Origin of the sequence: Streptomyces sp. DT2A-34, assembly GCF_030499515.1 — a bacterium.
GTDB lineage: Bacteria > Actinomycetota > Actinomycetes > Streptomycetales > Streptomycetaceae > Streptomyces.
Genome location: NZ_JASTWJ010000001.1, coordinates 9,930,701 through 9,957,445, shown reverse-complemented (window position 1 = coordinate 9,957,445; position 26,745 = coordinate 9,930,701). Strand labels below are relative to the sequence as shown.

The 26,745-nt window shown below is 71.4% G+C and carries 24 protein-coding genes and 1 pseudogene; 9 read left to right on the top strand and 16 right to left on the bottom strand.

Annotated features, from left to right (window positions below):
• Positions 1-52: 52 nt before the first annotated feature.
• Positions 53-793, bottom strand: coding sequence for a phosphotransferase family protein (locus tag QQM39_RS44445; RefSeq protein ID WP_302003242.1), 741 nt, complete (start codon positions 791-793; stop codon positions 53-55).
• Positions 794-876: 83 nt separating this feature from the next.
• Here QQM39_RS44445 and QQM39_RS44440 point away from each other — a divergent pair, with 83 nt between their 5' ends.
• A complete protein-coding gene (locus tag QQM39_RS44440; protein WP_302003241.1) occupies positions 877-1,416 on the top strand; it encodes a zeta toxin family protein in 540 nt (179 codons plus the stop codon).
• A 71-nt stretch (positions 1,417-1,487) separates the two neighbouring features.
• Complete coding sequence (locus tag QQM39_RS44435; RefSeq protein WP_302003240.1) at positions 1,488-1,751, top strand: GlsB/YeaQ/YmgE family stress response membrane protein; 264 nt, start codon at positions 1,488-1,490, stop codon at positions 1,749-1,751.
• 96 nt (positions 1,752-1,847) lie between these two features.
• Here the strand turns inward: QQM39_RS44435 and QQM39_RS44430 are convergent, their stop codons facing one another.
• Together QQM39_RS44430 and QQM39_RS44425 are read right to left on the bottom strand one after the other, a co-directional pair.
• On the bottom strand, positions 1,848-2,789 hold the full coding sequence (locus QQM39_RS44430) for an NAD(P)-dependent oxidoreductase (RefSeq protein WP_302003239.1): 942 nt from the start codon (positions 2,787-2,789) through the stop codon (positions 1,848-1,850).
• Between the two features lie 165 nt (positions 2,790-2,954).
• Positions 2,955-3,731, bottom strand: a complete 777-nt coding sequence (locus QQM39_RS44425) for a GNAT family N-acetyltransferase (RefSeq protein ID WP_302003238.1) — start codon at positions 3,729-3,731, stop codon at positions 2,955-2,957.
• 130 nt (positions 3,732-3,861) lie between these two features.
• Between QQM39_RS44425 and QQM39_RS44420 the strand changes: the two genes are divergently transcribed.
• A complete protein-coding gene (locus tag QQM39_RS44420; protein ID WP_302003237.1) occupies positions 3,862-4,347 on the top strand; it encodes a nucleoside deaminase in 486 nt (161 codons plus the stop codon).
• 43 nt (positions 4,348-4,390) lie between these two features.
• Here QQM39_RS44420 and QQM39_RS44415 read toward each other — a convergent pair whose 3' ends face one another.
• From QQM39_RS44415 to QQM39_RS44405, 3 genes are all read right to left on the bottom strand, one after another.
• Positions 4,391-5,245, bottom strand: coding sequence for a GNAT family N-acetyltransferase (locus QQM39_RS44415; protein WP_302003236.1), 855 nt, complete (start codon positions 5,243-5,245; stop codon positions 4,391-4,393).
• A 216-nt stretch (positions 5,246-5,461) separates the two neighbouring features.
• On the bottom strand, positions 5,462-6,115 hold the full coding sequence (locus QQM39_RS44410; RefSeq protein WP_302003235.1) for a chaplin: 654 nt from the start codon (positions 6,113-6,115) through the stop codon (positions 5,462-5,464).
• A 220-nt stretch (positions 6,116-6,335) separates the two neighbouring features.
• Positions 6,336-6,551: a hypothetical protein gene (locus tag QQM39_RS44405; RefSeq protein WP_302003234.1), complete on the bottom strand. Its 216-nt coding sequence runs from the start codon at positions 6,549-6,551 to the stop codon at positions 6,336-6,338.
• Positions 6,552-6,808: 257 nt separating this feature from the next.
• Between QQM39_RS44405 and QQM39_RS44400 the strand changes: the two genes are divergently transcribed.
• Positions 6,809-8,401 carry an alpha/beta hydrolase gene (locus tag QQM39_RS44400; RefSeq protein ID WP_302003233.1) on the top strand — a complete coding sequence of 531 codons (1,593 nt, stop codon included), beginning with the start codon at positions 6,809-6,811 and terminating at the stop codon, positions 8,399-8,401.
• A gap of 63 nt (positions 8,402-8,464) precedes the next feature.
• Complete coding sequence (locus tag QQM39_RS44395; RefSeq protein WP_302003232.1) at positions 8,465-9,562, top strand: chemotaxis protein; 1,098 nt, start codon at positions 8,465-8,467, stop codon at positions 9,560-9,562.
• A 108-nt stretch (positions 9,563-9,670) separates the two neighbouring features.
• On the opposite strand, the gene QQM39_RS44390 is transcribed toward QQM39_RS44395, so the two are convergent.
• On the bottom strand, positions 9,671-10,084 hold the full coding sequence (locus tag QQM39_RS44390; protein WP_302003231.1) for an SsgA family sporulation/cell division regulator: 414 nt from the start codon (positions 10,082-10,084) through the stop codon (positions 9,671-9,673).
• 431 nt (positions 10,085-10,515) lie between these two features.
• On the opposite strand from QQM39_RS44390, the gene QQM39_RS44385 reads away from it, so the two are divergent.
• Complete coding sequence (locus tag QQM39_RS44385) at positions 10,516-11,934, top strand: PP2C family protein-serine/threonine phosphatase (RefSeq protein WP_302003230.1); 1,419 nt, start codon at positions 10,516-10,518, stop codon at positions 11,932-11,934.
• Positions 11,935-11,947: 13 nt separating this feature from the next.
• Here the strand turns inward: QQM39_RS44385 and QQM39_RS44380 are convergent, their stop codons facing one another.
• Positions 11,948-13,444, bottom strand: coding sequence for a hypothetical protein (locus tag QQM39_RS44380; protein ID WP_302003229.1), 1,497 nt, complete (start codon positions 13,442-13,444; stop codon positions 11,948-11,950).
• 245 nt (positions 13,445-13,689) lie between these two features.
• On the opposite strand from QQM39_RS44380, the pseudogene QQM39_RS44375 reads away from it, so the two are divergent.
• Together QQM39_RS44375 and QQM39_RS44370 are read left to right on the top strand one after the other, a co-directional pair.
• A pseudogene (locus tag QQM39_RS44375) lies at positions 13,690-14,834 on the top strand (aminoglycoside phosphotransferase family protein).
• A gap of 253 nt (positions 14,835-15,087) precedes the next feature.
• Positions 15,088-16,983 (top strand): N-acetylmuramoyl-L-alanine amidase, encoded by a 1,896-nt coding sequence (locus QQM39_RS44370; protein WP_302003228.1) that lies wholly within the window; start codon positions 15,088-15,090, stop codon positions 16,981-16,983.
• 6 nt (positions 16,984-16,989) lie between these two features.
• On the opposite strand, the gene QQM39_RS44365 is transcribed toward QQM39_RS44370, so the two are convergent.
• Both QQM39_RS44365 and QQM39_RS44360 read right to left on the bottom strand, forming a co-directional pair.
• The gene (locus QQM39_RS44365; protein WP_302003227.1) at positions 16,990-19,224 is read right to left on the bottom strand and encodes a glycoside hydrolase family 95 protein; all 2,235 of its coding nucleotides are present in this window, start codon (positions 19,222-19,224) and stop codon (positions 16,990-16,992) included.
• 229 nt (positions 19,225-19,453) lie between these two features.
• Positions 19,454-19,951 carry a hypothetical protein gene (locus QQM39_RS44360; protein ID WP_234767165.1) on the bottom strand — a complete coding sequence of 166 codons (498 nt, stop codon included), beginning with the start codon at positions 19,949-19,951 and terminating at the stop codon, positions 19,454-19,456.
• A gap of 161 nt (positions 19,952-20,112) precedes the next feature.
• Here QQM39_RS44360 and QQM39_RS44355 point away from each other — a divergent pair, with 161 nt between their 5' ends.
• Positions 20,113-21,036, top strand: coding sequence for a phosphotransferase (locus QQM39_RS44355; protein ID WP_302003225.1), 924 nt, complete (start codon positions 20,113-20,115; stop codon positions 21,034-21,036).
• Positions 21,037-21,064: 28 nt separating this feature from the next.
• Here the strand turns inward: QQM39_RS44355 and QQM39_RS44350 are convergent, their stop codons facing one another.
• The 6 genes from QQM39_RS44350 to QQM39_RS44325 all read right to left on the bottom strand — a co-directional run bounded on the left by QQM39_RS44350 (position 21,065) and on the right by QQM39_RS44325 (position 26,620).
• A complete protein-coding gene (locus QQM39_RS44350) occupies positions 21,065-21,970 on the bottom strand; it encodes a universal stress protein (RefSeq protein WP_302003224.1) in 906 nt (301 codons plus the stop codon).
• A 135-nt stretch (positions 21,971-22,105) separates the two neighbouring features.
• Positions 22,106-22,351, bottom strand: a complete 246-nt coding sequence (locus tag QQM39_RS44345) for a DUF397 domain-containing protein (RefSeq protein WP_031480132.1) — start codon at positions 22,349-22,351, stop codon at positions 22,106-22,108.
• A 121-nt stretch (positions 22,352-22,472) separates the two neighbouring features.
• Positions 22,473-23,639 carry a thiolase domain-containing protein gene (locus QQM39_RS44340; protein ID WP_302003223.1) on the bottom strand — a complete coding sequence of 389 codons (1,167 nt, stop codon included), beginning with the start codon at positions 23,637-23,639 and terminating at the stop codon, positions 22,473-22,475.
• Positions 23,636-24,700, bottom strand: a complete 1,065-nt coding sequence (locus tag QQM39_RS44335; RefSeq protein WP_302003222.1) for a thiolase domain-containing protein — start codon at positions 24,698-24,700, stop codon at positions 23,636-23,638. The genes QQM39_RS44340 and QQM39_RS44335 overlap by 4 nt, the downstream gene beginning before the upstream one ends.
• Positions 24,701-25,675 carry a Zn-ribbon domain-containing OB-fold protein gene (locus QQM39_RS44330; protein ID WP_302003221.1) on the bottom strand — a complete coding sequence of 325 codons (975 nt, stop codon included), beginning with the start codon at positions 25,673-25,675 and terminating at the stop codon, positions 24,701-24,703.
• A gap of 144 nt (positions 25,676-25,819) precedes the next feature.
• Positions 25,820-26,620 (bottom strand): crotonase/enoyl-CoA hydratase family protein, encoded by an 801-nt coding sequence (locus QQM39_RS44325; RefSeq protein ID WP_302003220.1) that lies wholly within the window; start codon positions 26,618-26,620, stop codon positions 25,820-25,822.
• Between the last annotated feature and the right edge of the window lie 125 nt (positions 26,621-26,745).

Below are 26,745 nucleotides of genomic sequence, written 5' to 3'. Positions count from 1 at the left end.
AGTACCTGCATGTCAATCGGACGGGCCCCCACTGGCTCACGAGCAACCAGCATCAGGACAGGAACGCCCCCAGCTCGCGCCGGTGTCCAGCCACCCAGGCGTACGCGTTCCGCACCTCGTCCACGGCCCCGCGCTCCCGCAGCGCCGCCATGGCCGGTTCACCACGCTCCGCGCCGGCCTCGATGCCCCTCCAGCAGCGGTCCTGCCACCAAAGGATCACGTCGACGACGCCCTCACCGCCGCCACCCGGCCCGTACGCGTCACAGACGAGCGCGATGCGCCGGGCCGCTTCGGACACATCGGGGATGCGCGGTCCCAGATCCAGGTACTGCCAGCACACATGGGCGAGGTCATGAACGCGCTCGCCGGGCGCGGCGAGGTCCCAGTCGATGAAGGCGGTGGGCCACCACTCGGCGCCGTCCACCGCGTACACCGTGTTCTTCGGGGCGAGGTCGTTGTGGCATACGACGTCCCGCCCGCCCGCCCATGGCGTTCCGTGCGTCAAGTCATGGAAGCGACGGACGAGTTGAGCGACGCGCACCAGCGCCGCGTCGGTGCACGCCGCCGCCCGCTCCTGGGAAGTGACGGCCGCCCGGCCCTCGAGATACCCGAACACCTCCCGGCCCCGCCCGTCCGTCCCGAGGTGGCGCGGCGCTCCGTGCCAGCCATGGCTCTCGAAGAAGGCGAGCAACTCCCGCACATACCCGGACCGTTCGTGCGAGGTACGTCGTACGGTCGCCCCCACCCGTACGACCTCGTTGACGGCCCCGCCACCGAGCACCCACTCCTCCATCCACGCCTCCACCCATCAGCGTCAGCACCGGCCCGAGCCAAAACCACTCGCGAAGGGTGCCCGCTCCCGGGCACCCTGCCCGCATGGATCACGCGGAAGTACTGCTCATCGGAGGGCGGGCCGGGGTCGGCAAGACCACGGTGGGCTGGGAGGCCTCGGCTCGGCTGCGGGCCGCGCAGGTCGCGCATGCCGTGATCGACGGAGACTTCATGGGCTCCGTCCATCCGGCGCCGGCCGGGGACGCGCGCCGGGCCGGCATCACGGAGCGGAACCTGGCTGCCGTGTGGGCGAACTACGCGGAGCTCGGACACCGCCGTCTGGTCTACACGAACACCGTCAGCGTGCTCGACGAGGCGGCACCCATGTTCCGCCGGGCCATGGGTGACGGCGTACGGCTCGTACGGGTTCTGCTCACCGCCACCGACGAGACGGCCGAACAGCGGCTGGCCGGGCGCGAGCTCGGCTCCGAGCTGGAGCACGAGGTGAGGGGCAGCGCCCGCAAGGCACGGCTCCTGGACGAGCGGGCACCGGCGGACGTGGTGCGCGTGGTGACCGACGGCCGTTCGGTGATCGACATCGCCGCGGAGGCGGTGGCCGCCACCGGGTGGGGCACCACTGGTTGAAGCGGAACGGACTGTCCCTCCCTCCAGGGGGAACTCGCCTTACCGCGGGGGACAGGAGGAAGAGGGGCGAAATGGAGATCTCGGGCATCATCAGTGCCATCGTGATCGGCATCATCGTTGGTGTGCTGGGGCGGCTCGTGGTGCCGGGCCGTCAGCGCATCGGGGTCCTGTGGACCATCCTCGTCGGCATCGTGGCCGCGCTGCTCGGCTCCGCGCTCGCGGCCGGCCTCGACGTGGCCGACACCGACGGCGTCGACTGGGTCGAGTGGCTCATCCAGATCGGCCTCGCCGCACTGGGCGTCGCCGCACTGGACCGGACGAAGGCGCGCCGCTGACGCAGTACGCGGACAGCCGGACGCGTTGAGACGCAAAGAATCATGAAGACACGCAACCGCGAGGGAACGGCGCGCCGACGGCATGCGGCGCGCCGTTCACGTGAGTGCCGCGGCCCGCATCGCGGCGAGGCCGTCGCGGACCCCCGGGTGGACGGGCGTCCAGCCGAGTTCCCGCTCGGCCTTCGCCGTGGACACCCGGAGCGTCGTCGACATCACCGTGTGCGCGTACGGCATGGGCCTCATCAGCCACAGCGGTACGGTCAGCGGTTTCGGCTGCCCGAACTCCTCGGCCACGCAACGGACATGGGTCCCGAAGCCCATCGGGGTGCGGTCGGCGATGTTGTACGCCTGGCCGGGGCGCCCGCGCTCGACGGCGGCGGCCACCGCTCGGGCCGCGTCGGTGAGGTCGATCCAGGGCAGGACCCGGCCGTGATCGGCGGGGACGGGAAGTTGCCGCTTGCGGAGCATGGGCAGGAGGGCGTCGGTGCCGCCGGGGCCGTAGAACAGGCCGAAGCGCAGCGCGATGCCGTCCAATCCCGGGGTGCCGAAGGCGAGTTGTTCCTTGATGCGCATCGCCGCGATGTGCCGTTCCAGCTCCGGGGAGCGGCCGCGCGGGCCGAAGGGGTCGTCCTCGACGAGCACACGGTCGCCGTGGTCGCCGTAGCCGTATCCGAAGACCATGGACTCCGCCACGAAGCGTCGGGCGCCGGTGGCCTGCGCGGCCTCGATCAGATGGGCGGTTCCGTCGGTGCGCAGCGCGTTGGTGGCGTGCATGTCGCGGTGGCGCATGGGCGGCTCGCGCAGCGCGGTCGCGGCGTGGATCACGGTGTCGAAGTGGTGGCCGTCGACGGCACGCAGCAGGGCGTCGCGGTTCGTCAGGTCGGCCTGGATGCCGTTGCGTCCGCCACGGCCGAGGCCGGTGACCTTGTGCCCCGCCTGTGTCAGGGCGCGGGTGATGTGTCTGCCCAGGACGCCGCCGGCGCCCGCGAGGAGGATGCTCCGGCTGTGGCGGCTGTCGTGGCTCTGGTTCGTCGTCATGACCTTGCGACGGATCGAACGGGCGCGGATGTGACATGCCGGTGGGTGTGACATGCCGGTGGGTGTGACATGCCGACGGACGCGACATTCCGGTGGATGTGACTTTCCGGTGGCTGTGACACTCCGCCCGAGGTGACCACGCGGCGTGACCGGCCCCGCGTGTCCCTACGGCGTGTACACGTACGGCGTCGTCGTGGTCAGCGGTTCGAAGCCGAGCCGTTCCAGGATGGGCCGGCTCGTGCTCATGGCGTCGACCTGGAGGTAACGGTAGCCACGGTCCACGGCCGCGCGTGCCCGGTGTGCGACCAGCGCGCGGTAGATGCCCCGGCCCCGCCAGGCCTCGACGGTCCCGCCGCCCCACAGCCCGGCGAACCGCGCCCCCGGCACGAGCTCCATCCGGGCCGCGCTCACCGGAGTGTCACCGGCCAGCGCGACGACCGCGACCACGGTGTCCGGGTCGGCCGTGAGCTGGGCGAGCAGCTGATGGCGGAGCCGGGAGCCGTCGGTGCCGAAGGCCTTCGCGTGCACCTCCGCGACGAGGTCGACGCCCGCCCGGTCGGTCACGGTGAGCATGCGGATGCCTTCCGGCGGCTCCGCGTCCAGGTCCAGATCGGCGGCCTCGCCGATCATCAGCGTCTCCTCGGGCCCGGACGTGAACCCGGCGGCCCTGAGCCGCTGAGCGAGGTCGGCCGGGCGGTCATGACCGTAGACCTTCCACTCGAACTCGTGCCCGAGCCCGGAGAAGTGGGCGATGTGTGCGGCGACCGCCTCGTCGGCGCTCGCCTCGTCGAGGTCGGACCACACGACGCCGTTCCAGCCGAGTGCGGACGACACCTGGCGGATCACCCCGCCGACCCTCTCTACCAGCGCGTCGGGACCGTCCGGCCGCGCACCTTCACGCATGTCCCGGTCGAAGAGGGCGAGCACCGCAGCATGATCCATGGGATCACTCCAGCACCCGGGCACCGCCACGGCAACGCCTTTTCGACCCGACCGCACGCAAGCCGGGCGGCTATAGGGTGCGCAAGGCAAGCCTCATCGCGAGGAGGACCCAAGTCATGGTCGTGAAGTCATGGTCGTGAAGGACGACGAACTGCCGTACCTGCGCCGCTGCGTCGCACTCGCGGCGCAGGCGCTGGAGGCCGGGGACGAGCCGTTCGGTTCGGTTCTGGTGGGGGCGGACGGCGTCATGCTCGCCGAGGACCACAACCGGGTGGCCTCGGGCGACCGCACCCGGCACCCCGAGTTCGAGCTGGCACGCTGGTCCGCCGCCCATATGACGCCCGAGGAGCGGGCGGCCGCCACGGTGTACACCTCCGGCGAGCACTGCCCGATGTGCGCGGCCGCGCATGCGTGGGTGGGCCTGGGACGCATCGTGTACGTCGCCTCGTCGGAGCAACTCGCCGGGTGGCTGGGCGAGTTGGGGGCACCTGCCCCGCCCGTGCGAACCCTTGCGGTCCAGGAGGTCGCGCCCGGCGTGGTCGTGGACGGCCCGGTGCCCGAGCTGACGGACGAAATCCGGGCGCTGCACTTCCGCTTCCACCGGCGAACGGGCTGACGGGCCGGCGTCACGAGAGCGGGACGCCGAATCGGCGTAGTCGCTAACCGAGTTCCAGCGTGGTGACGCCGAAGACGCGTTCCCCGGCGTACGGCCGCACCGGGCCCGTGTACATGCGAGCCGTCTCGAAAGAGGGAGTGAATCCGGCCTCCTCGGCGAGAGCCACGCCCGCCGCGTTGGGCTCGGGCACGTCGATGGCGACCTCACGGCCGGCCGCCTCGGTGGTCAGGGCGGCGAACAGGGCCCGCGCGTCCTCGGCGGTGTCGGCGAAGAGCGGCCCGATACGCGGGCAGTCGTGGCCGGGGCGGATCACGCCGTAGCCGGTGACGCGGTCGCCGCTGCGGCGGACCACGGCGTGGTGTCCGGTGCCGGTGAGCCAGTGCGCGAGGAAGCGGGGGCGGTCGGCGGGGGTGCAGGTGCCGTCGTACGCGGTGATGTCCGCGATGTCCTCGGACCGTACGACCCGCACATCCGCCGGCACCTCGGAGGCGGGCGCGGTTCCGGTGAAGCGGACCGTGCGGTGGGCGAGTTCGAAGCCGGAGCGGCGGTAGTTGTCCTGCTGGGCGACGACGCCGTCGAGTCCGATCGTGCGGCTTCCGGCGTGCGCCAGCGCGGTCTTCCAGGTGGTGAGGCCGTGGCCGTGGCCGCGCAGGTCGGGGCGGACCAGGTAGCAGCCGAGGAAGGCGTAGTCCGTGCCGTAGTTGACGACCGAGATCGCCGAGACGGGCTCGCCGTCGATCCGGCCGAGGAAGAAGCCGTCGGGGTCCTCGGCGAAGAAGGCCGGTCCGTCGGCGAGCCCCGGGTTCCAGCCCTCGTCGGCGGCCCATCCGCTGATGACCGGCCAGTCGTCGAGGCCGGCACGGGTGACGACGAGGTCTTCGGGGGCCGAAGAGGCCATGGGTGCGCTCCAATCCTTGGGGGCTTCGCATGCGCACGGTGATCGACCATGCGCGCAGCATCCTTGCGGATCGTCCGGGAGGGCGCCACGGCGTGATCAAGCCGTTGACGCGTTCCAAAGCGCCATGGCCGTCCGGGTGTTCGGAGCTTCGGCACGACGAAGGCCCCACCGCTCGCCAGCCCGGTGGGGCCTTCCGTGCCGCGCGCGAACGCGGGGTCAGCGCACCGCCTGGGGACGGAAACGCCGGTACAGGATGGCCCCGCTCAGAACGAGAACCGTGCCGCCCGCCACGGCGGCGAGGGTCTGGTCCGCTCCCGTGTCAGCGAGGGCGGCCTCGGGCCCGTGCGGAACGAACGCGGACGGCACCGGACGCGGCTGGTGCCTCGTCGGCGGTACGGACGGCTTCGGCGCCGGCCTCGTGGTGTGCGGAGGCTGGTCGCCGGGGGTGTTCACGGACTCGTTGCCGGTCGCCGGGTTGCCGACGCCGACCACGTTCACCGTGTTGCCGCTGACGTTCACGGGGAGGTGGACCGGCAGTTGGATGGTGTTGCCGGAGACGACGCCCGGCGAATCCTTTCCGCGTCCCTCGGCCGAGGCCCCGCCGTTCGACGCGGCGCCCTTCTTGCTCCCACCGCCCTCGTTGGAGCAGCTGTTGCCCACGGCGGGGTTGAGCAGCCCCACCACGTTCACGGTGTTCCCGCACACGTTCACCGGGACGTGCACCGGGAGCTGGATGGTGTTGCCGGAGATCAGCCCGGGTGAGTCGGCCGCGGCACCGTCCGCCGCGGAGTCGGCAAACGCCGGCATCGTCACAGCCATCGCGCCGGTGGCGGCGAAGGCGATCACACCGTTTCGGGTAACCCGTCTCATAGGTTCCCTGCCTTCCAGACATGGTCGCGAGCACTCGCCCGCACCGGATAAAACGCCGATGAACCATTCGAGTTATGGCTTATCGGTCTTTCACCCCATCGAGCGGCATGGTTGTCGAACTGAGTAATGACTCCCCGTTCATCCGACTTGTTGTGCTCGCCCCGCCGCGCCACCAATGGTGAGCGCGCTCACCGCATCGCCGACGTCTGCCAGGCCGAAGTCACCGCGTCCACGCCTCGGGGCCGCCGCCGCGCCACTCGATCAGCCTGGACCGCCTCACGTACTCCTCGTCGGCGTCCTCGATCCCCGCCCGCCGCAGGAACTCGGCAATGTCCAGCAGCCCGTACGCCATGCCCAGGAAATGGTCACCGGCACGGACCCGCCGGCCGCCGTCCTCGGCGGGCGGGTAGATCGCGATGGGCTGCTCGCCGTCCATGGCACCAGGGTGCGGCCTGCGTCGGCTGCTCGCATGCGGGGCTGCTGCGCCGCCCGCGGGCGGACGCGCTCCGCGGGGCGCGTCGACGTCGTGGCCGGGCGCGGCACACACGGCCCGCACACACGGTCCGCTCGCAAGGCCCGCAGCATCCCGCACCCAAGCCGTCCCGCTCGTCCGGAGGCGTGCGTTCCGGGGCCCCCTTATCGTGATCGAGGACGCCGTATCCCGGTCCGCGACGGGCGTCCCTGGAGGCATTGATGCTGGCCAAGCTGTCAACGCGGCCCTCGCTGCGGCGCTGCGCGGTCACCGGCGCCGTCGGACTGGTCCTGCTCGGCACGGGGCTGCCGACGGCCACGGACGGTGCCGGGCCCGACCTCACCCGCTTCTACCGGCAGAAGGTCACCTGGGCCAAGTGCCCGGGCGAGGGCCTGCCGAAGGATCTGCAGTGCGGCAAGGTCACCGTCCCCCTCGACTACGCCCGCCCCCGGGCGGGAACGCTGGATCTGGCACTCGCCCGTTACCGGGCCACGGGCAAGAAGCAGGGCTCGGTGCTGCTCAACTTCGGCGGACCGGGCGGCGCCGGTATCCCCGAGTTCGCCGCCGGCGGCAAGGACTTCATGGAGCTGACGGACGGCTACGACATCGTGACCTTCGATCCGCGGGGCGTCGGCAGGTCCTCGCCGGTCAGCTGCGGGGACGGCGAGGAGGACATCTCCGTGGCGGACGACGGCACGGAGATCGGCCGCGATCCGCAGTCCGTCCTCAAGCAGTTGAGGAAGGCGGCCGACGCGTGCGCCCGGCACTCCGGGCCCGTGCTCCCCCACATCGGCACGGTCAACGCCTCGCGCGACATGGACGTGATGCGCCAGGCCCTCGGCGACAAGAAGCTCAACTACCTGGGCTTCTCCTACGGAACGCGGCTCGGCGCGGTGTACGCCGCCCAATTCCCGGAGAAGGTCGGCCGGTTGGTGCTCGACGGCGTGGACACGCTGACCGAACCGCTGACCGAGCAGGGGGTGGCGGGCGCCAAGGGACAGCAGGAGGCGCTGGAGGAGTTCATCAACTGGTGCGTGAAGGACATCGCCTGCCCCTTCGGACAGGACCCACGCGAGGCCCGCAAGCAGGTCGTACGACTCGTCGACTCGCTGGACGAGGACCCGGTGCCGTCGGCGTTCGGTGAGCCGTTCACCGGGCAGGACCTGGTCGGCGCCATCGGACAGGCGCTCTACAGCGAGGAGTTGTGGCCCTCCCTGGAGCGGGCCCTCGCCTCGCTGGTCGAGGACGGCGACACGCACGCCATCGAGACCTTCGCCACCGGCGGAGCCGCACCCACGGGCCGGGAGGAGACCGAGAAGACCCAGGACCCCAGCGGCGGTCTCGTCGACGAGGAGGAGGTCCCGCTCGACAACCTCCCCGCGGCACTGATGGCGATCAACTGCGCGGACGATCCGGACCGCCCGACGGACGAGCAGATCATCGGCAATCTCGACCGGCTGCGCGCCGAGTACGAGCAGGCGTCACCGGTGTTCGGCCCGTACCGGCTCACCGGAGTGCTGATGTGCTACGGCCGCCCCAAGGGCACGGACTTCATCCGCGACGACGTGAAGGACGTGCGCACGCCGAAGATGCTGCTCGTGGGTACCCGCGGCGACCCGGCGACGCCGTACCGCTGGACCGTGGAGACGGCGAAGCGACTCGGCCCCTCGGCCGTGGTCCTGGACAACAAGGGCAGCGGTCACACCGGGTACGCCTCCTCCAAGTGCGTGCACCGCAAGGTCGACACCTTCCTGCTGTACGGCACGCTGCCGGCCGACGGCAGCTCCTGCGGCCCGGAGGACGACGCAGAGTAGGCACGCGAGGGCGAGGGGATTGCCCCTAATGCCCGATCGGTGAATCGGTCCTATCGTGCTGTTATGGAGCACGCACTCAGTCCCACGACCCTCATCGAGCTGCGGCGCCCGCGCCCCTATCCGGCCGTGTCCGTGCTGACGCCCACGCATCCCCGAGAGCCCTATCGGGCCCAGGACCAGGTTCGGCTGCGCAATGTCGTGGCCAAGGCCAAGAAGCAGCTGGAGGCCGATCCCTCGGTCACCCGCGAGCGGCGGGCGGATGTCGAGCGACAGCTCGACCAGGCTCTCGCCGAGATCGATCTCACCTACGCCGAGGACGGCCTGGTGATCTTCGCCGCCCCGGGCGAGCACCAGGTGTGGTCGCTCGCCCGCACAGTGCCCGAGCGCGTGGTGCTCTCGGACACCTTCCTGACCCGCAACCTCGTCTCCGCGGAGGCCGCCGAGCGACCGTTCTGGGTGCTCTCGGTCTCCCCCGACCGTGTCACGCTGTGGGCCGGCAGCCTGGACCGCGTCACCGAGGCCCGCATCGGCGGCTTCCCGCTGACCAGGGCTTTCGACAACTTCGACGCCGAGCGCCAGGAACGGATCGGCGATATGCCGAGCACGTTCCGCGACGAGGGCACCCGCCACTTCCTCAAGGACGCGGACTCCGCCATGAGCGCGATCCTGCGGGACAACCCGCGGCCGCTGTACGTCACCGGCGAGCAGGCGGCGCTGTCCCTGCTGGACGAGATCGGCGGCGTCGCCAAGGACGCGGTGCACGTCCCGCACGGCGGGCTCGCGCACGGCACGCACGAGGCGGTGTGGCAGGCGATCCGTCCGCTGGTCACCGCCGAGGACCGCAGGAACGCCGTCACCGTGGCGCGGGAACTCGAGTCCGCCCGTGGCCGCAAGGCGTTCGCGGCCGGTGTCGACGAGGTCTGGCGCAGCGCCCGCGAAGGCCGGATCCGGCTGCTGGCCGTCGAGGAGAACTACCGGGTGACGGTGCGCGGCGAGGACGGCGACCATCTCATCCCGGCCGAGAGCGGCGACCTCGACGCCCGCGAGGACATCGTGGACGAGATCGTCGAGCAGTGCCTGGAGACCGGCGCCGAGGTCCGTTTCGTACCGGACGGCACACTGAGCGACGCCCAGGGGATCGCCGGGGTGCTGCGGTACTGACGCCGGGGCGATGAGGGGGCACAGCGGCGGCGGCCCGGTGGCCTCCTCATTCGGCCGGCTCCATCGGGTCGGCCTCATTCGGCCGGCCTCCTCTTCCGCCCGCCTTCCTCACACGCCGCCGAAGAGCGAGCTCAGGCCGCGCTCCACGACCGCCCCGAGGTCCTCCTCACCGGTCGCGACCACCGCGTACGTCCGCAGCAGGAAGCGGTTCAGGGCGGAGGTGTCGAACTGGAGCAGCGCCATGCCGTACGGCGAGTGCAACTCCACGACCGTACGCTCCGGGCCGCACGGCCAGATGTGCACGTCACCGTCCCCGGCCGGCCCGCGCAGGCCCCCCTCCAGCAGGCTCCGGGCGAAGGTCCAGGTGGCCCCATGGCCATCGAGGGAGACCTCGCCCGGGAAGTCCAGGTGCACCGCCAGCGGGTCCGTGGAGGCGTACCGCAGCTGGGCGAGCACGAGGAGTTCACGCTCCTCGCCGGTGATGAGACGGGCGCGGGCGGGCTGCTCGATGGCGATGTCCATGGGCGGTCTCCCCTGCGGGTCGGAGGTAGGACGGTTTTTGCCGCTGTGCTTTTACGACCCCACAGATGCCGTTTGCATTACGCCGGAGCGCCTATCATTTATGTGACCTGCATCACCCCCGAAGAGTGCATCGCCCCGACCGACGGCCACTGCCGCTCCACCCCTAGAACATTCGACCGTCGAACACTCGATTGAGCGACGCACAACTACCTCGACAGGACGCCAAATCACGTACGCCCCATACGACTTGACCCCTTCGCCGACCTACGGCAATCGCATGGCACGAGCCCGCTGTGAAGACTCTGGCATATGCCAGACGCACCACCGTATCGGGTGTTGCCAAATCCCTTACAGGGCGTCGCGGGCTGTGCAACAGTCGTAATGGTCCTTCCGTCAGCCTTGGTCGTACCGTCCTCGCATCGGAGTGCGTCATGCCGCCCCATCTCTCCGCGGACCGCCCCGCCGCTCAGCCGCCCGGACGCGGCTCGGTCGAAGCGCTCATATCGCAGACGCGGCGACTCAAGGGCGACGTCGACGCCGTACGCCGGGACACGGGCGGCGACGACGGTTCGGACCCGCAGGAGCGGTGGCAGCGGGCGCTGTACGACCTCGCCCTGCACCAACTCAACGACCTCGACGAGCACCTGGCGCAACTGCGGGACGGCCCGGCCCTGGTGGCCGCGGCTCCCACGGCCACGCCCGACGCCGCGCCCCCGCGCGACTCGCTGCTCAGCCGGGTCGGCAGCGCGGAGTGGAACCTGCTGACGGACGAGGCCAGTTGGTCCGGCGAGCTCTACCAGATCCTGGGTCGTGACCCCGCCGCTCCACCGCTCACCCTCGACGAGCTGCCGTCCCTGGTGCTCGACGAGGACCGTCCGAAACTGACGGCGATGGTCACGAACTGCCTCGTCGACGCCAAGCCCATCGACGGCGAGTTCCGCGTCGTCCGGCCGGACGGCGAGGTCCGCACCCTGCACATGATGGGCGAGCCCGTACTCGACGCCGACGGCAGCACCGCCTCCATGTGGGCCGTACTGCGGGACGTCAGCGAACTGCGCCTGAGCCAGCGGACGGTGAGCGAGACCCGTGACTCGCTCCAACGCCGGCAGCACCAGGCGCAGACCGAGCACCGGCTCGCGGTCGAGCTTCAGGAAGCCGTGCTGCCGCCGTGGCGCGGCTCCCTGCGGCTCCCGCACCGGGGCCCGGAGACCCTGGACCTCGCGGCTCACCGTCTGCCGTCGCCGACGAGCGCGATGATCGGCGGCGACTGGTACGACGCCCTCGAACTGGCCGACGGCGAAACGCTGTTGAGCATCGGCGATCTCACCGGGCACGGCGTCGCCGTGGCGTCGGGCATGGCGACCCTGCTGGGCGCCGTACGCGGCATGGCCATGGCGGGCACCCAGCCGGGACAACTGATGTCCTGGCTGAACCAGTTACTCGACGCCACCGTCCAGCCGGCCCTCGGCAGCGCCGTCTGCTGCCGCTACCGCCCCGACACCCGCACCCTGACCTGGGCGCAGGCCGGACACCCCGCCCCGCTGCTGTTCCGCGACGGGACGGGGCGCAGGCTGCACGCGCCGGACGGCGTCCTGCTCGGCGCCACCTCGGGTGCCGTCTACGCACAGGCCGAAGAGACCCTCGAGGTGGGCGACCTGCTCCTGCTGCACACGGACGGACTGGTGCCGGGGCACAGCGGCGCGGACCCCGTGCAGCGCCTCCTCGACCTCGGTCCCCGCGTCGGCGAGGCACGCACCGCACAGGACTGCGCACGGCTGGTCGTCGAGGAGTTCGGTGAGAGTGAGCGCGCGGACCATGCCTGCGTGCTCGTGGCCAGGGTGACGTCCTAGTAGATGCCTGTCCCTATGCCTGTGCGCTGTTGCCACCGCCCGGCTTCTTCACCTTGGGCAGCGCCAACCGGATCTCCTCCCGCAGTTCGTGGATCTTCGGGTAGCTGGAGTACTCGGCGGTGAGCCGGTACATCTGGCGCAGCCGGTCCCAGGTGCGGCCGGAGGAGTTCGAGCCCATCGACATCAGGGCCAGTCGCGCGTACCGGTCCGCCTGTTCGGGGTCGTCCGCGATGAAGCAGGCGGACGCCATGGACAGATGGTCGAAGATCTTCGACCGTTCGCGGCCGTCGACGCGCAGGGCCAGGGCCTTCTCCGCGTAGTGCTGGGCGTGCGCGGCCGCGCCGGGTTCGAACTCGGCCAGCGTGCGATAGGCCAGGGCCTGCATGCCGTACAGGTCCTCGTCCTTGAAGGTCTGCATCCAGCTCGGTGGCGGCACGTCGCTCTTGTCGGAGACGAAGAGGTCCTCCGCCTGTCCGAGGGTGCGGCGCATGGCCTGGCCCTTGCCCATGGACGCCTGTGCCCAGGCCTCGATGGTGTGGAACATGGCCCTGGTACGCGGCAGCACCTCGTCGCCGGAGCCGGACTGGGCGAGTTTCATCAGGTCGAGTGCGTCGTCGGGCCGGCCGAGGTGCACCATCTGGCGAGCCGCTCGGGAGAGCGCCTCCCCGGCGCGGGGCCGGTCACCGCCTTCTCTGGCCGCGTGGGCGGCGATGACGAAGTACTTCTGGGCCGTGGGCTCCAGGCCGACGTCGTGCGACATCCAGCCAGCGAGGACGGCGAGGTTGGCGGCGACGCCCCACAGGCGCCGCTGCAGATGTTCGGGGTGTCGGTAGGCGAGCATGCCGCCCACCTCGTTGAGTTGGCCTACGACCGCCTTGCGCTGGAGCCCGCCGCCGCGGGCCGCGTCCCAGGCCCGGAACACCTCGACCGAGCGCTCCAGTTCCTCGATCTCCTGCGATCCGATGGGGGCGGCCTCGTAGCGGTCGAACCCAGCGGGGTCGACATGCAACGGGTCGTCGAACTGGGGGGCGTCGGCCTTGAGGGCCGGGTCGGTGTGCAGCCAGTCGTGCATGGCGCTGCTGAGTGCGGATCCCGCGGCGAGCGCGGCACCCGCGCCCACCAAGCCGCGTCGGTTGAGCATGAGGTCCATTCCCGTGAATTCGGTGAGGACCGCAGCCGTCCGCTCGGGCGCCCACGGCACACCGTCGGGATGCTCCACACTCCCGCCGTCCTGCCGTTTCCCCGCACGCCCGTGCCGGACCAGACCGAGGTCCTCGATGGTCACGACACGGCCGAGACGCTCGGTGAACAGGGCCGCCAGCACCCGCGGCACGGGATCGCGCGGGATCTCTCCCATGTCGATCCACCGCCGCACCCGCGAGGTGTCGGTCGCCAGCTGGGGGTGGCCCATGGCCGCCGCCTGCCGGTTGACCAGCCTCGCGAGTTCGCCCTTGGACCAGCCGGCCAGGCCGAACAGGTCCGCCAGGCGGGTGTTGGGTTCTCCGCTCACGTCAAGCCCCCAGGTTCTCGGCTGAGTTGACAGTAGCCCGGTGAGGGTTGCCCCAGGACTATTCGCCAGGGTTCGCCAGGGTGCGCCAGATGGTGTGCCACTGGGCATCGGGTGTCAGGTAGGAACGCGCCACCCCGACCCGGTCGCCCTCCAGCTACGGCTGGTGCATTCCCCAGGGTGTACCCGGGCGGCCGGCTCGGGCGGCGCTTTGACTTCGCAGGCACACGAAGGGATCTGTTTCTCCCATGTACGCAGCATCGTCCTCCGTGTCCGCCCCGCCCAGGTCGCTGCGCCCCCGCCCGGCGGGCGGCGGCCCCTACCTCGACCCCGCGCGGCCGGCGGTCCCCCCGTACTCGGTGCGGGCCGACCGCGGCGCCCCGCGGGGCTCGGCACCCAACCGCTCAGCGGGAGACTCGACTTGTCCGGCCCCCAGGGCGCCCAGCTGCGCACGGCGATCGCGTCGGTGCACCGGATCTGCCCGGAGTTCGCTCCGGTGCAGGTGCTGCGCCGCAATGGGCGGTCCGTGCTCCTGGTCGGCACGACCGGACGCAGCACGGCCGTCGCCAAGTGTTTACTCGACCACTCGCCGGCGTGGGCCGAGCGGATCCGGCACGAAATAGCGGCATACCGCTCGTTCGTCCGGCACCGCCCACCGGTGCGCGTGCCGAGACTGATCGCAGCGGATCCGGACAACTGCACACTCGTCATCGAGCGGATGCCGGGCCGGGTGGCGGCACTGCAGCGGCACCCGTTGGAGGCGCCGCCGCGTGCGGACATCAGGGCGGCACTCGGAGCGATCTGCCGGCTCAACGCGTGGCGGCCACCGGCGGGCACGTTCGACGCTCCGCTGGACTACGCGACCCGGATCTCCCGGTTCCATGAGCTGGGGCTGCTCACCGACCGGGACATGGGCGATCTGCAGAAGCTGCTGCACGGCATCGCGGCGACCGCGGGCCGACAGGGCATGGGCCAGTTCTGCCACGGCGACGCACTGCTCTCGAACATCCTGCTCTCACCGGCCGGTCCAGTGCTGGTGGACTGGGAGCACGCGGGCTGGTACCTGCCGGGTTACGACCTGGCGACGCTGTGGTCGGTGCTCGGGGACGCACCGGCGGCCCGACGGCAGATCAGCCAGATCGCGCAGTCGGCGGGCCCGGCTTCACGGGACGCGTTCCTGGTGAACCTGATGCTCGTGCTGACCCGGGAGATCCGTACCTATGAGACGGCCGTGCAGCGTTCGATGCACGACGCTCCGACCCCGGCGGCACCGGGAATGGCCCACCCGGGTGCTGCGCCGTCCGGCGAGGAACAGCGGCTGTTGCTGAGGCGGCTGCACGACGACTGCCAGCTGGCCCGGAGGGCCGTGCGCGCGGCGGTCGGCACTCGTTGACGGGGACGGCAGTCCGCGGTGCGCGCTGGACAGCGGCGCACCGCGGACTGCCGTGTGTACGGCCACGAAGTCTTCCTCCCGCAGGCCGCGCCGCGAAACTCCCGGGACCCTCGATTTGCAGGGCTACTCACCTGCCGGTCGGCATGATTGGCGGATCGTCGGACAGCCGGTACCACAAACACACTCCCGGCCCCGCACGGCTCATCGCGCCCGACCGTCCCTGGAGGCTGCATTGCGAGGATCCGTCACCGCCATGGCCGCTGCGGCACTGCTGTTCCCGCTGCTGGGCGCGGCCCCGTCCGATGCCCGGAACTCGGAGGGCCGTCTGCAGTCGGCCTTCGCCTCCGCGGCCGCCGAGTACCACGTGCCGCAGAGCGTGCTGCTCGGCGTCTCCTATCTGCAGTCCCGCTGGGACGCGCATGCCGGGGCGCCCAGTGCGACCGGCGGTTACGGCCCGATGCACCTCACCGACGCCCGCACCGCGCTCGCCGAGGGGCCGCCGCACCACAGCGACGGCTCGGAGGACGCACGCGGCGACAGCGCCCGCGCGCCCCTGCTCCCCGAGGCGAAGCCGCCGAAGACCTCGGAGATCCCGGCCCGCCTCCGGACGTTGCCGAAGGCGGCCGAACTGACCGGACTGAGCGCCCAGCAGCTGCGTACGGACCCGGCCGCCAATGTGGCCGGCGGTGCCGCCCTGCTCGCCGCCGCGCAGAAGGAGCTGGGTGCACCGCTGAGTTCCGACCCGGCGGACTGGTACGGCGCGGTGGCCCGCTTCTCCGGCGCCGAGGACACGGCGACGGCGCGGGCGTACGCCGACGACGTCTACGACGTGCTGCGCACCGGCCAGAAGCGCGCCACGGACGCGGGCCAGCTGGTCGCCCTGGCCGCTCAGCCGCGCCTCTCCCCCGACACCGGGCAGCTGCGGCGGGCGGGGTTGCGGACGCTCGATTCCGCGGGGACGGAATGCCCGACGACGGTGTCCTGCGAGTGGATCCCGGCGCCCTACAAGCAGTTCGGGGACGGCGACTACGGCAACCACGACCTGGCCGATCGTCCGGCCTCCCCCGGCATCGACTACATCGTCATCCACGACACGGAGGGCGCCTGGGAGGGAGTCCTCACCATGGTGCAGGACCCGACCTATGTGTCGTGGCAATACACACTGCGCTCCACGGACGGGCACATCGCCCAGCATGTGAAGGCCAAGGACGTCGCCTGGCACGCGGGCAACTGGTACGTCAACGCCAAGTCGATCGGTCTGGAGCACGAGGGTTTCCTGGCGCGGCCGGACGCCTGGTACACGGAGGCGATGTACCGGTCCTCGGCACGCCTGGTGACGTACCTGGCGAAGAAGTACGGCATCCCGCTGGACCGGCAGCACATCCTCGGCCACGACAACGTGCCGGGTCCGACCGCGTCGACGGTCAGCGGCATGCACACCGACCCGGGCCCGTACTGGGACTGGCGGCACTACTTCGAACTGCTCGGCCGCCCCTTCGCGGCCACCGCGGGCCCGAACGGCGGCCTGGTGACGATCCGCCCCGACTACACCACCAACCGGCCCCGGTACACCGGCTGCGTCTCTGCGGGGCAGCCCTGCGCGGACCACGGTTCGAGCGCGGTGCGGCTGTACTCGGGGCCCGGCGAGTCGTATCCGCTGATCAAGGACGTCGGCCTGGGCTCGACCCCGACCACCGGGGTGAACGACCTGTCCTCGCGGGTTTCGACCGGTCAGCAGTACGCGGTCGCCGGCCGGGACGGCGACTGGACGGCGATCTGGTACCTGGGCCAGAAGGCATGGTTCAGGAACCCGAAGCAGAACCCGACCGCGGTGAACGCCACCGGCCTCGTGGCGACGCCCAAGGACGGCCTCAGGAGCGTCCCGGTGTACGGGCGCGCCTACCCCGAGGCCTCCGCCTATCCGGCGGACGTACCCGCCCAGGCGGTGTCGCCGCTGCCGTACACCTTGCCCGCGGGCCAGCGGTACGCGGTGGGCGACAGAGTGCCGGGCGAGTACTACTACGCCGTGACCTTCGCCGGGCCCCACCGGGTCGTGGTGGGCAAGGACCTCTACTACGAGATCCAGTTCGGCCACCGGGTGGGGTTCGTGCGGGCGGCGGATGTGCGGGTGGTGTCGTCGGGTTCCTAGCCGGGGTCAGTCCTCCTTCTTCCAGGTGTACCGTCGGCCGGCGACCGCCTTGAAGGTCAGTTCCCCGTTCTTGAACAGGTCGCTGCGTACGGTGAGTTCACGGGTCCGGGACGCCTTCAGGGCGATGCGGGTCGCCCGGCCGGCCGCCCACTCGATGTCGAGGGTGGCGCCGCCGCGCGCTCGCAGGCCGTGCACCGCGCCGGTCGGCCAGGAGGAGGGCAGGGCGGGCAGCACCTCGATGGCGTCGTACTGGCTCTGCAGGAGCATCTCCACGATGCCGGAGGTGGCGCCGAAGTTGCCGTCGATCTGGAACGGCGGGTGGGTGTCCCAGAGGTTGGGCAGCGTCGAGGACTTGAGCTGTTCGCCGAGCATCTTGTGGGCGTGGTCGCCGTCGCGCAGCCGCGCCCAGAAGTTGATCTTCCACGCCTTGGACCAGCCGGTGCCGCCGTCCCCGCGCGCGGTCAGGGAGACCTTGGCGGCCTCGGCCCACTCGCTGCCGGGTCCGATCTGCCGTCCGGGGTGGAGGGCGAACAGGTGCGAGACGTGCCGGTGGGTGTCGGTGGGGTCGTCCAAGTCCTCCTTCCACTCCTGGAGTTGGCCCCAGGAGCCGATGCGCAGACCGGGATCGAGCCGGTTCAGCGCGTCTTCGACACGGCGGCGGAAGTCGGGCGTGTCGCCCAGGATGCGGGCCGCTTCGAGGGTGTTGGTGAACAGGTCGTGGACGATCTGCTGCGACATGGCCGCGCCGGCGGTGAAGTCGCCGTGCTCGGGCGAGTAGCTGGGAGTGACGACGAGGGTTCCGTCGCGGGGGTCGGTGCACAGGGTGTCCAGCCAGAACTCGGCGGCCTCCTTCATCACGGGGTACGCGGTGCTGCGGAGGTAGGCGGTGGAGCCGCCGAATCTGTAGTGCTCGTACATCTGTTGGGTGAGCCAGGCCGCCGCCTCGGGGAACCAGAACGCGGTGGCCCAGTCGTGCACGCCGGTGAAGCCGTACGGGTTGGTCTCGTTGTGCACGACCCAGCCGCGCGAGCCGAACATCTCCTTGGCCGTACGGCGTCCGGGCGCGCGCAGGGCCTCGACGAAACGGTCGTACGGCGCCGTCGTCTCGGCGAGGTTCGCGGCCTCGGCGGGCCAGTAGTTCATCTGCATGTTGATGTTGGTGTGGTAGTCCGCCGACCACGGGGGTGTGGTGCTGTTGTTCCAGACGCCCTGGAGGTTGGCGGGCAGGGAGCCGGGGCGTGAGGAGGCGATGAGCAGATAGCGGCCGTACTGGAAGTAGAGGGCTTCCAGGGCGCGGTCGGCGGCGCTCGTGCCGCCGGTGTACGCGGCCAGGAGCGCGTCGGTGGGCACGTCTGCCGACAGTGACTGGCCGATGTCGAGGGCGACTCGGCGGAACAGGGCTCGGTGGTCGCGGGTGTGCCGGACGAGCAGTGCCTCGTAGTGGTCGCCCGCCTGCTGCACGGCACGGGCGACGGCGGCGTGCGGGTCCGGGCCACGGTGGTCGGGGTAGGTGTCGGCGTAGTCCGTGCCCGCGGCCAGCACGAACCATGCGCTGTCGGCCCCGGTCACGGTGATCGTGCCGTCGGCGTCGGACGTGACGGTGCCGCCCCGGCTGTGCACCCGGACCTGTGCCTCGAAGCGCAGTCCGTTGTCGGCGAGCGCGCCCCGCACGGTCAGGGTTCCGTCGGCCGCGGTCGTCGTGAAGTCGGCGCGTGGCGAGGTGTGGCGCAGGGTGAAGCTGACGTTGCCGGGGCGGTCGGCGCCGAGCCGGCCCACGATCGCGCCGTCGGGGTGGGAGGCGAAGAACTCCCTTTGGTGGCGGACGCCTTGGTGGGTGTAGGAGACCGAGGCGACGGCGTTGTCGAGGTCGAGTTCGCGGCGGTAGTCCTTCGGGGGCGTCGTCGGCGCACCGGGCAGGTCGAGGTGGAGGTCGCCGAACGTCTGGTGGGCGCCGTAGCCGATCCGTGGCTGGCCGAGCCGGTCGGCCACCGACTCGGGGGCGAGGGTGGTCCGCGCGTCGAGGTCGTCCTGGACGGCGGTGATCGCGTCGGGGCGGGGTGCGCGCCAGTTGCCGTGGTCGTAGCCCTGGGTGGAGCCGGGGCCGCCGGTCCAGAGGGTCTTCTCGTTGAACTGAAGCCGTTCGGAGGCGAGGGTGCCGAATACGGTGGCGCCGAGTGCGCCATTGCCGATGGGCAGGGCCTCGCGCTCCCAGTCGGCGGCGGGAGTGGCGTACCAGAGCACGGACGACTCCCTCGATACATCGGAGGAATCAGCGGCGACAGCTCCGGTGGTGCCGACCCCCAGAGCCAGTGCGCCGACCCCGCTGACCGCAGCCTTTAACGTGGTCCTTCGAGTGATCTCATGCGGCTCATGCGACATGACCCCGGACGCTAGAGGTCCGATGACTCTGCGACAAGGGTCATGACGATATGTGTGGTACCCCGAAGAGGGGGCTTTGAGGTGGGAGGACTCAGCCCTGCTGGAAGAGCTCCGCGGGCAGCGGCTTCAGGAGGGCGTACAGATCGTCGGTGATGGGGCGGTCCCACGCGGCGATAGTGACCAGGACGTTGTCACTGCGGTCGAACTGTACGCAGGAGATCCGGCTCTCGGAGAGCTTCAGACGGCGCACGATCAGGAGGTTGTCGCCCTGCATCACGGGCACGTCCTCGCTGCCGACGACGGTGACCTCCTCGTCGTTCTCCAGGGCCAGCAGCAGTTGCGCGACCTCGAACGGGATCTCGCCCTCGTCGACCTCGCGGGCCGGGGAGCCCTCGGGCAGATTGCCGATGATCATCGCGGGGCCGCGGCCGCCGAAGAGGTCGTAGCGCAGGAAGACGCCCTGGCAGCTGCCGTCGGGGGCGGGCAGCAGCCCGGCGCCCAGATTGCCGGGCCAGTCGCCCGGGTCCATGGCCAGTACGTCGAAGTCGGGCCCGGCGGGCGTGGCGCTGCGGCGGCGGAGGAACGACATGTCGCCATGGTACGTGGCCGGGCCTGCTCCGTGACGTGCGGGCATGGGTTCGGACGCTCCTCCCTGGCCCGCGGGCGGGACTTCCCGGCTGCTCCGCGAAACCGTCGCCGGCCGCGTAATTCCGTTGCCTGCCGGCAGAGGCGCGTCCTACGGTCCCGATCATGCTGCCCCCCGTGGAAACAGACGAGGAATGGGACGCCGTCGTCCCCGACGAGAAAGTGATGCGGGCCGGAGCGGAGGACCTGTGCGCCCGCCTGGGTCTGGCCGGCCTCCCGCTGACGCGGTTCCCGGACGGGTCGCAGCCGGTGTACGCCGTGGGCGACGAGCACGTCCTCAAGCTGTTCCCCGGGGCCGCCGCCCGGGACGGCATCGCCGAGGGCCGCGCCCTGTCCCATGTCCAGGGGCAGCTGCCCGTCCCGACGCCGCGCGTGCACGACGCCGGTCCCTACGAGAACGGCTGGCGGTACGTCCTGATGTCCCGGCTGCGCGGCGAGAACCTGGCCGGCGCCTGGGACCGCGTGCCGCGCGCCGACCGTGAGCGGCTCGTCGCCGAGATCGGCGAGGCGCTGGCCGTCCTCCACGCACTGGATGCCGCGCCACTCGAGGACGTCCTCGGTCCCGGGGACTGGGGCGCGTTCGTGGACCGGCAGCGGGAGGGGGCCGTGGAGCGGCAGCGCGAGCGCGGTCTGCCGGCCGCCTGGCTGGAGCAGATCCCCGAGTTCCTCGCCTCGGTCCCGCTGCCGCGTACCCCGCACCGCTCCCTGCTGCACACCGAGGTCATGCGGCAGCACTTGCTCGTCGATCCCGACGGTTGGCGCCTGACCGGGCTCTTCGACTTCGAGCCGGCCATGATCGGCGACCGCGCTTACGACTTCGTCGGTGTGGGCCTGTTCGTCACCCGCGGCGATCCGCGCCTCCTGGCCCGCCTCACCGAGTCGTACGGCACCGCCTTCGCCCCGGCCGAGCTGCTCGCGTACACCCTGCTGCACGTGTACAGCAATCTCCCTTGGTACCTACGGGAGTTGGGCGCACCGGCCGACGGAACTCTGCCGTCCCTGGCCGAGGCCTGGTTCGCCACCGCGTGACGCACCCCGGCATCCCCCTCACTCCCCCTCACTCCTGCGGCGGCGCGGGCGGTACCACGGCCACCGGGCTCGCGGCGTGCAGCAGGACCGCCTGGGTCACCGAGCCCATCATGCGGGCGGGGGCCAGCAGGCGGCGTCGGTGGCGGCCGACGACGACCAGGTTGGCGTCCCGGGAGGCGGCGACGAGGTGGCCTGCCGCGTCACCCGGGGCGACGTAGGGCTCGGCGTGGACGTCGGGGTGACGGTCGCGGTGCGGGGCGAGGAAGCCTTCCGCGAGGGTGCGGGTCTCGTTCTCGACGGCGTCCTGGTCGACGGGCGGCGGCACGATCTGGCTGGGGGCCGCCGTCCAGAGGTGGGCCGGCCACGCGTAGGCGGCGACGACCTGGAGTCGGGCGCCGCGCAGGGCGGCCTCGGCGAAGGCGAAGGACAGCGTGGCCTCGTCGGGGCTGTCGACCTGCAGGCCGACGACGACCCGCGGTCCCGGTTCGATCGGCATGCCGTCATGGACCTGGCGTCCCGGCTTGGGCACCACGACGACCGGGCACTCGGCGTCGCGTGCGGCCGCCATGCCGTTGGAGCCGAGCAGCAGGCCGGCGAAGCCCCCGCGCCCTCGGGAACCGAGTACCAACAGCTGGGCGGCGGAGCCCAGTTCGGGCAGGGCCACGGCGGGGGCACCCTCCAGGGCGAGGTACTCCGTCTCCAGCCGCTCGACGCGCCCCGCCAGATACCGGCGTACGCGGTCGAGCACCGGATCGTCCTCCGGTCGCGGTGGCCCGGCGGGCAGCATGTCGGGCTTGGCCCAGGCGGCGTACTGCTGCACGTGGACCATCCGCAGCGGCGCCTCGCGCACCAGGGCTGCCTCGAAGGCCCAGTCCAGCGCGACCAGGCTGTCGTCCGAGCCGTCGACCGCCGCGATGACCGGCAGGGTGCTCATGGGTTCCTCACCTCCGGATACGACCTTCCCCCTCCCGGGGCCAGCCTGGCTCAGGCCTCGGCCCCAGGGGGGTTCTCAAGGTCGCGTGTCCGGAAAAACGGGCGGAACAGACCCGGATCGGCCCGAAGACCGCGGTCAGGTCAGGTCGAACTCGCCCTCCCTCGCGCCCGACACGAAGGCACCCCACTCGGCGGGTGTGAAGATCAGGGAAGGGCTCTCCGGGCGGCCGCTGTTGCGCATCGCGATGAACCCCTCGACAAAGGCGATCTGGACATCCCCCAGGCCACGGCTGCTCGAGTGCCAGTCGGCGTTGCTGAGGTCGAGCTCCGGCTTGTCCCAGCCCGTGAGCGGCGGCTGCTGGATGGTGGTGCTCTCGGCCACGTCCGTGCTCCTCCCGATTCGCGTCGTCCGCGGGTCAGCCTAGCGATCGGTTACGAGTGTCGACAGGCCACGCGAGGGGGACCTTTGCCAAGTCGTCTCCACGGCCGTCCGGGGAGTCCGCTCAGGCGTCCGGGGGCTCGGAGCCCACGAGCCACATGGAGAAGAACTGGGACCCGCCGCCGTAGGCGTGCCCGAGCACCTTGCGGGCCCTGTCGACCTGGTGGTCCCCGGCCTGTCCGCGCACCTGGAGCGCCGCTTCCGCGAAGCGGATCATGCCGGAGGCCCCGATGGGGTTGGTGGACAGGACGCCGCCCGACATGTTGACGGGCAGGTCCCCGTCGAGCTCGGTCACCCGGGACTCGGTGAGTTTCCAGCCCTCGCCCTCGGCGGCGAAGCCGAGGTTCTCCAGCCACATGGGCTCGTACCAGGAGAACGGCACGTACATCTCGACCGCGTCGATGTCCCGGCGCGGATCGGCGATCCCCGCCTGCCGGTACACGTCGGCCGCGCAGTCCTTGCCCGCCTGAGGGGAGACGCAGTCCTTGCCCGCGAACATGGTGGGCTCGCTGCGCATCGCGCCGCCGAGCATCCAGGCGGGCGGGCGTGGCGCGCGGGCGGCTCCGGCGCGGTCGGTGAGGATCATGGCGCAGGCGCCGTCGGAGGAGGGGCAGGTCTCCGAGTAGCGGATCGGGTCCCAGAGCATGGGCGAGGCCTGCACCTTCTCCAGGGTGATGTCGTGCTCGTGGAGGTGCGCGTACGGGTTCTTCAGCGCGTTGCGGCGGTCCTTGTACGCCACCAGCGAGCCGACGGTGTCGGGCGCGCCGCTGCGCCGCATGTACGCGCGCACGTGCGGCGCGAAGAACCCGCCCGCCCCGGCCAGCAGGGGCTGCTGGAAGGGAATCGGCAGGGACAGGCCCCACATGGCGTTCGACTCGGACTGCTTCTCGAAGGCGAGCGTCAGCACGGTGCCGTGCACACGGGCCGCGACCAGGTTGGCGGCGACGAGGGCGGTGGATCCGCCGACGGAACCGGCCGTGTGCACCCGGAGCATGGGCTTGCCCACCGCACCGAGCGCGTCGGCGAGGTACAGCTCGGGCATCATCACGCCCTCGAAGAAGTCGGGCGCCTTGCCGATGACGACGGCGTCGATGTCGGCCCAGCTCAACTCGGCGTCCCTGAGGGCGCGTTGGGCGGCCTCCCGGACGAGCCCGGCGATGGACACGTCCCGGCGCGCCGCGACGTGCTTGGTCTGACCGACGCCTACGACGGCCACGGGCTCCTTGCTCATCGCGGATCCCCTTCGAGTACGGCGACCAGGTTCTGTTGCAGACACGGTCCGGACGTGGCGTGCGCGAGCGCCCGGTCGGACTCGCCCCGGTGGATGCGGGCGGCGGCCTCTCCGATGCGGATGAGCCCGGCGGCCATGACGGGGTTGGCGGCGAGCGCTCCGCCGGACGGGTTCACGCGCACGCTGTCGTCGAGCTTCAGCGCCTTGCGCAGGACGACCTCCTGGGAGGTGAAGGGCGCGTGCAACTCGGCGGTGTCGACGGGCCGTTCGAAGGCGCCGGCCTTCTCGGCGGCGAGGCGGGTCGAGGGCGAGTCGGTCAGGTCGCGCACGCCCAGGCCGTGCGCCTCGATGCGGTGGTCGACGCCGCGGATCCAGGCGGGCCGTGCGCACAGCTCACGGGCCCGCTCCCCCGCCGCGAGGATCACGGCGGCGGCGCCGTCGCCGATGGGCGGGCAGTCGCCGGTACGCAGCGGTCGTACGACGTACTCCCCCTGCGGCACCGAACCGCGAAGCTGAGCATGGGAGTTGGCGGTGGCGTCGGTGCGGCTGCGGGCGGCGACGGCGGCGAGCGCCGGTTCGTCGGTGGCGCCGGCGTCGATGAGGGCCTGGGCCTGGAGGGCGGCCAGGGCGACGGAGTCGGGCCAGAGGGGGGCGACGTAGTAGGGGTCGAGCTGCCGGGTCAGGACGTCGCGCAAGGGGCCGGGTGAGGACTTGCCGTAGGAGTAGACGAGCGCAGTGTCGGCGTCCCCTGTCAGCAGCTTGGTCCATGCCTCGTACAGCGCCCACGCGCCGTCCATCTCGACATGCGACTCGGAGATCGGCGGCCAGGCGCCGACGCCGTCGAGGGCGAGGGTGAAGGAGAAGGCGCGGCCGGCGAGGTAGTCGCTGGAACCGGAGCAGGTGAAGCCGATGTCGGCGGTCTTGAGACCGGTCTGTGCGAGCACCTCGTGCAGGACCGGCATGAGCATCTCCACCTCGGAGAGCTCCTCGCTGGTGCGCCGGTGGTCGGTCTGCGCGAAGGCGACGACGGCGATGTCCCTGACCGGCAGGTGCCTGGTCATCTACACCAGCTCCTTGTACGTGTCGTAGTCCGCGTCGGGCTCGCCGGTCGGCCGGTAGTGGTCGGGGTAGCGGGCACCCTCCGCCCACACCGGTTCGACGCGCAGGCCCATGCGCACCTGGTCGTACGGGATGCCGCCGATACGGCCGTGCAGGGCGAGGTCGGCGCCGTCGAGGGCGATGTGGGCGTAGACGTACGGCACTTCGATGTCGAGGTTCTTCGCCTTGATGTTGACGATGCAGAAGGTGGTGACTGTGCCGCGGGGACCTACCTCGACCTGTTCTGATGTGGCGACCCCACATGTGGGGCACGCACCCCTCGGGGGGACGTACACCTTGCGGCAGGAGGGGCAGCGTTCGCCGACGTTCCGACGGTCGGCCAAGGCATTGATGTAGGCGGTCTGGGCGCGGCCGGGTGAGTAGGTGTAGTCGAGCCGGGCGGAGGCGACGATGCCGGTGATCGGGTCCTCGAACTCGCCCGTGCGGCCCGTCGGTTCGGCCAGGCTGTCGTCGCCGCCGTGGTCGTCGCGGCCGCCCTTGTCGTCGTACGGCTCGAAGCAGGCGATGTCCGTGATGGCGCCGGTGCGTTCCTCGGCCCAGCGGACGCGGACGCGCATGCCGGTGTGCACGGCGTCGGGGCCGGGGGCGTCGAGGGCGTGCAGGAGGGCGGTGTCGGCGCCGTCGAGGCGGACCAGGGCCCAGGCGAAGGGGGTGCCGAGGGGCTGGTCGCGGCGTGGGGCGTGGTTCCAGGCCCAGGTGGTGACCGTGCCGGTGGGGGCGACCTCGACCAGGTCGCGGATCTCCTCGGCGGTGACGGGGTCGTACTCGACGGGTGGGACGAGGGTGCGGCCGTCACTGGTGCGCACCCCGAGCACGACGCGTTCGCGCAGGCCGGTGAGGAAGGCGCTCTGGACGGGGCCGAGGGAGCGGGTGAAGGGAAACTCTACGACGAGGGGAGCTTTGAGGACTTCGGGCATCGGGGGCGTGCCTCCTTGGGAGGTCGGGGGTGCCGGGGCGCGCCCTGTAAGGGGCGCGGGGCTGTGACATATGCGGCTCCGCCGCGTGGGCGCGACCAGCCACGGACGGCCCGCGGCTCTGAACCGGCCCAAGCCGGCGCAGCGCTACGCGCGCTTGTAGACGGGCGGTCGCTTCTCCGCGAAGGCGCGGGCCCCCTCCTTTGCGTCTGCGGTGTCGAAGATCGGCCAGCCGCGCGCGAGTTCGGCGGCGAGGCCGTCGGTCTCGGTCAGTTCGGCGGTCTCGTAGACGGACGCCTTGACGGCCTCGACGGCCAGGGGACCGCAGGCGTTGATCCGTTCGGCGATCTCCAAGGCCCTGGTCAGTGCCGTGCCGTCCGGGACGACGTGCCCGACCAGGCCGATGTCGGCGGCCTCGCGGGCGCTGTACGGGCGACCGGTGAGCAGCATCTCCAGGGCGTGGGTGCGTGGGATCTGGCGTGGCAGCCGGACCGTGGAACCGCCGATGGGGAACAGGCCGCGCTTGACCTCGAACAGTCCGAAGGTCGCCGACTCGCCCGCGACGCGGATGTCGGTGCCCTGGAGCATCTCCGTGCCGCCGGCGACGCAGTACCCCTCGACGGCGGCGATCACCGGCTTGCGGGGGCGGTGGTGGCGCAGCATCGCCTTCCAGTGCAGGTCGGGGTCGGCCTTCAGCCGGTCCCGGTACTGCTCTCCCTCCATGCCCTTGCCGGCCAGGGCCTTGAGGTCCATGCCCGCGCAGAACGAGCCGCCCGCGCCGGTGAACACGATCGAGCGGACCGAGTCGTCGGCGTCGGCCTCGAGCCAGCCGTCGTACAGGCCGACGAGCATCGCCAGTGAGAGTGCGTTCTTGGCCTCCGGCCTGTTGAGCGTGAGCACCAGTGTGGCGCCTTCGCGCCGCACGGTGAGGTGTTCCGTCCCACCCATCGCCCATCTCCCCTCTGAAAGAACGAGAACAGGTTGCAGGAGGCGCCGGGGCACTTCAAGGGTTTTCTGACAGGCAGTCAGATTTCTTGTGCGCGGACCCTTCCCAGTTGTGCCGCCCTTTGCTC

Excerpts from the sequence above, each read along its gene's own strand:
- QQM39_RS44445 (WP_302003242.1), bottom strand. The coding sequence starts at position 793 with ATGGAGGAGTGGGTGCTCGGTGGCGGGGCCGTCAACGAGGTCGTACGG.
- QQM39_RS44440 (WP_302003241.1), top strand. The coding sequence starts at position 877 with ATGGATCACGCGGAAGTACTGCTCATCGGAGGGCGGGCCGGGGTCGGC.
- QQM39_RS44435 (WP_302003240.1), top strand. The coding sequence starts at position 1,488 with ATGGAGATCTCGGGCATCATCAGTGCCATCGTGATCGGCATCATCGTT.
- QQM39_RS44430 (WP_302003239.1), bottom strand. The coding sequence starts at position 2,789 with ATGACGACGAACCAGAGCCACGACAGCCGCCACAGCCGGAGCATCCTC.
- QQM39_RS44425 (WP_302003238.1), bottom strand. The coding sequence starts at position 3,731 with ATGGATCATGCTGCGGTGCTCGCCCTCTTCGACCGGGACATGCGTGAA.
- QQM39_RS44420 (WP_302003237.1), top strand. The coding sequence starts at position 3,862 with ATGGTCGTGAAGGACGACGAACTGCCGTACCTGCGCCGCTGCGTCGCA.
- QQM39_RS44415 (WP_302003236.1), bottom strand. The coding sequence starts at position 5,245 with ATGGCCTCTTCGGCCCCCGAAGACCTCGTCGTCACCCGTGCCGGCCTC.
- QQM39_RS44410 (WP_302003235.1), bottom strand. The coding sequence starts at position 6,115 with ATGAGACGGGTTACCCGAAACGGTGTGATCGCCTTCGCCGCCACCGGC.
- QQM39_RS44405 (WP_302003234.1), bottom strand. The coding sequence starts at position 6,551 with ATGGACGGCGAGCAGCCCATCGCGATCTACCCGCCCGCCGAGGACGGC.
- QQM39_RS44400 (WP_302003233.1), top strand. The coding sequence starts at position 6,809 with ATGCTGGCCAAGCTGTCAACGCGGCCCTCGCTGCGGCGCTGCGCGGTC.
- QQM39_RS44395 (WP_302003232.1), top strand. The coding sequence starts at position 8,465 with ATGGAGCACGCACTCAGTCCCACGACCCTCATCGAGCTGCGGCGCCCG.
- QQM39_RS44390 (WP_302003231.1), bottom strand. The coding sequence starts at position 10,084 with ATGGACATCGCCATCGAGCAGCCCGCCCGCGCCCGTCTCATCACCGGC.
- QQM39_RS44385 (WP_302003230.1), top strand. The coding sequence starts at position 10,516 with ATGCCGCCCCATCTCTCCGCGGACCGCCCCGCCGCTCAGCCGCCCGGA.
- QQM39_RS44370 (WP_302003228.1), top strand. The coding sequence starts at position 15,088 with ATGGCCGCTGCGGCACTGCTGTTCCCGCTGCTGGGCGCGGCCCCGTCC.
- QQM39_RS44360 (WP_234767165.1), bottom strand. The coding sequence starts at position 19,951 with ATGTCGTTCCTCCGCCGCCGCAGCGCCACGCCCGCCGGGCCCGACTTC.
- QQM39_RS44355 (WP_302003225.1), top strand. The coding sequence starts at position 20,113 with ATGCTGCCCCCCGTGGAAACAGACGAGGAATGGGACGCCGTCGTCCCC.
- QQM39_RS44350 (WP_302003224.1), bottom strand. The coding sequence starts at position 21,970 with ATGAGCACCCTGCCGGTCATCGCGGCGGTCGACGGCTCGGACGACAGC.
- QQM39_RS44340 (WP_302003223.1), bottom strand. The coding sequence starts at position 23,639 with ATGAGCAAGGAGCCCGTGGCCGTCGTAGGCGTCGGTCAGACCAAGCAC.
- QQM39_RS44335 (WP_302003222.1), bottom strand. The coding sequence starts at position 24,700 with ATGACCAGGCACCTGCCGGTCAGGGACATCGCCGTCGTCGCCTTCGCG.
- QQM39_RS44330 (WP_302003221.1), bottom strand. The coding sequence starts at position 25,675 with ATGCCCGAAGTCCTCAAAGCTCCCCTCGTCGTAGAGTTTCCCTTCACC.
- QQM39_RS44325 (WP_302003220.1), bottom strand. The coding sequence starts at position 26,620 with ATGGGTGGGACGGAACACCTCACCGTGCGGCGCGAAGGCGCCACACTG.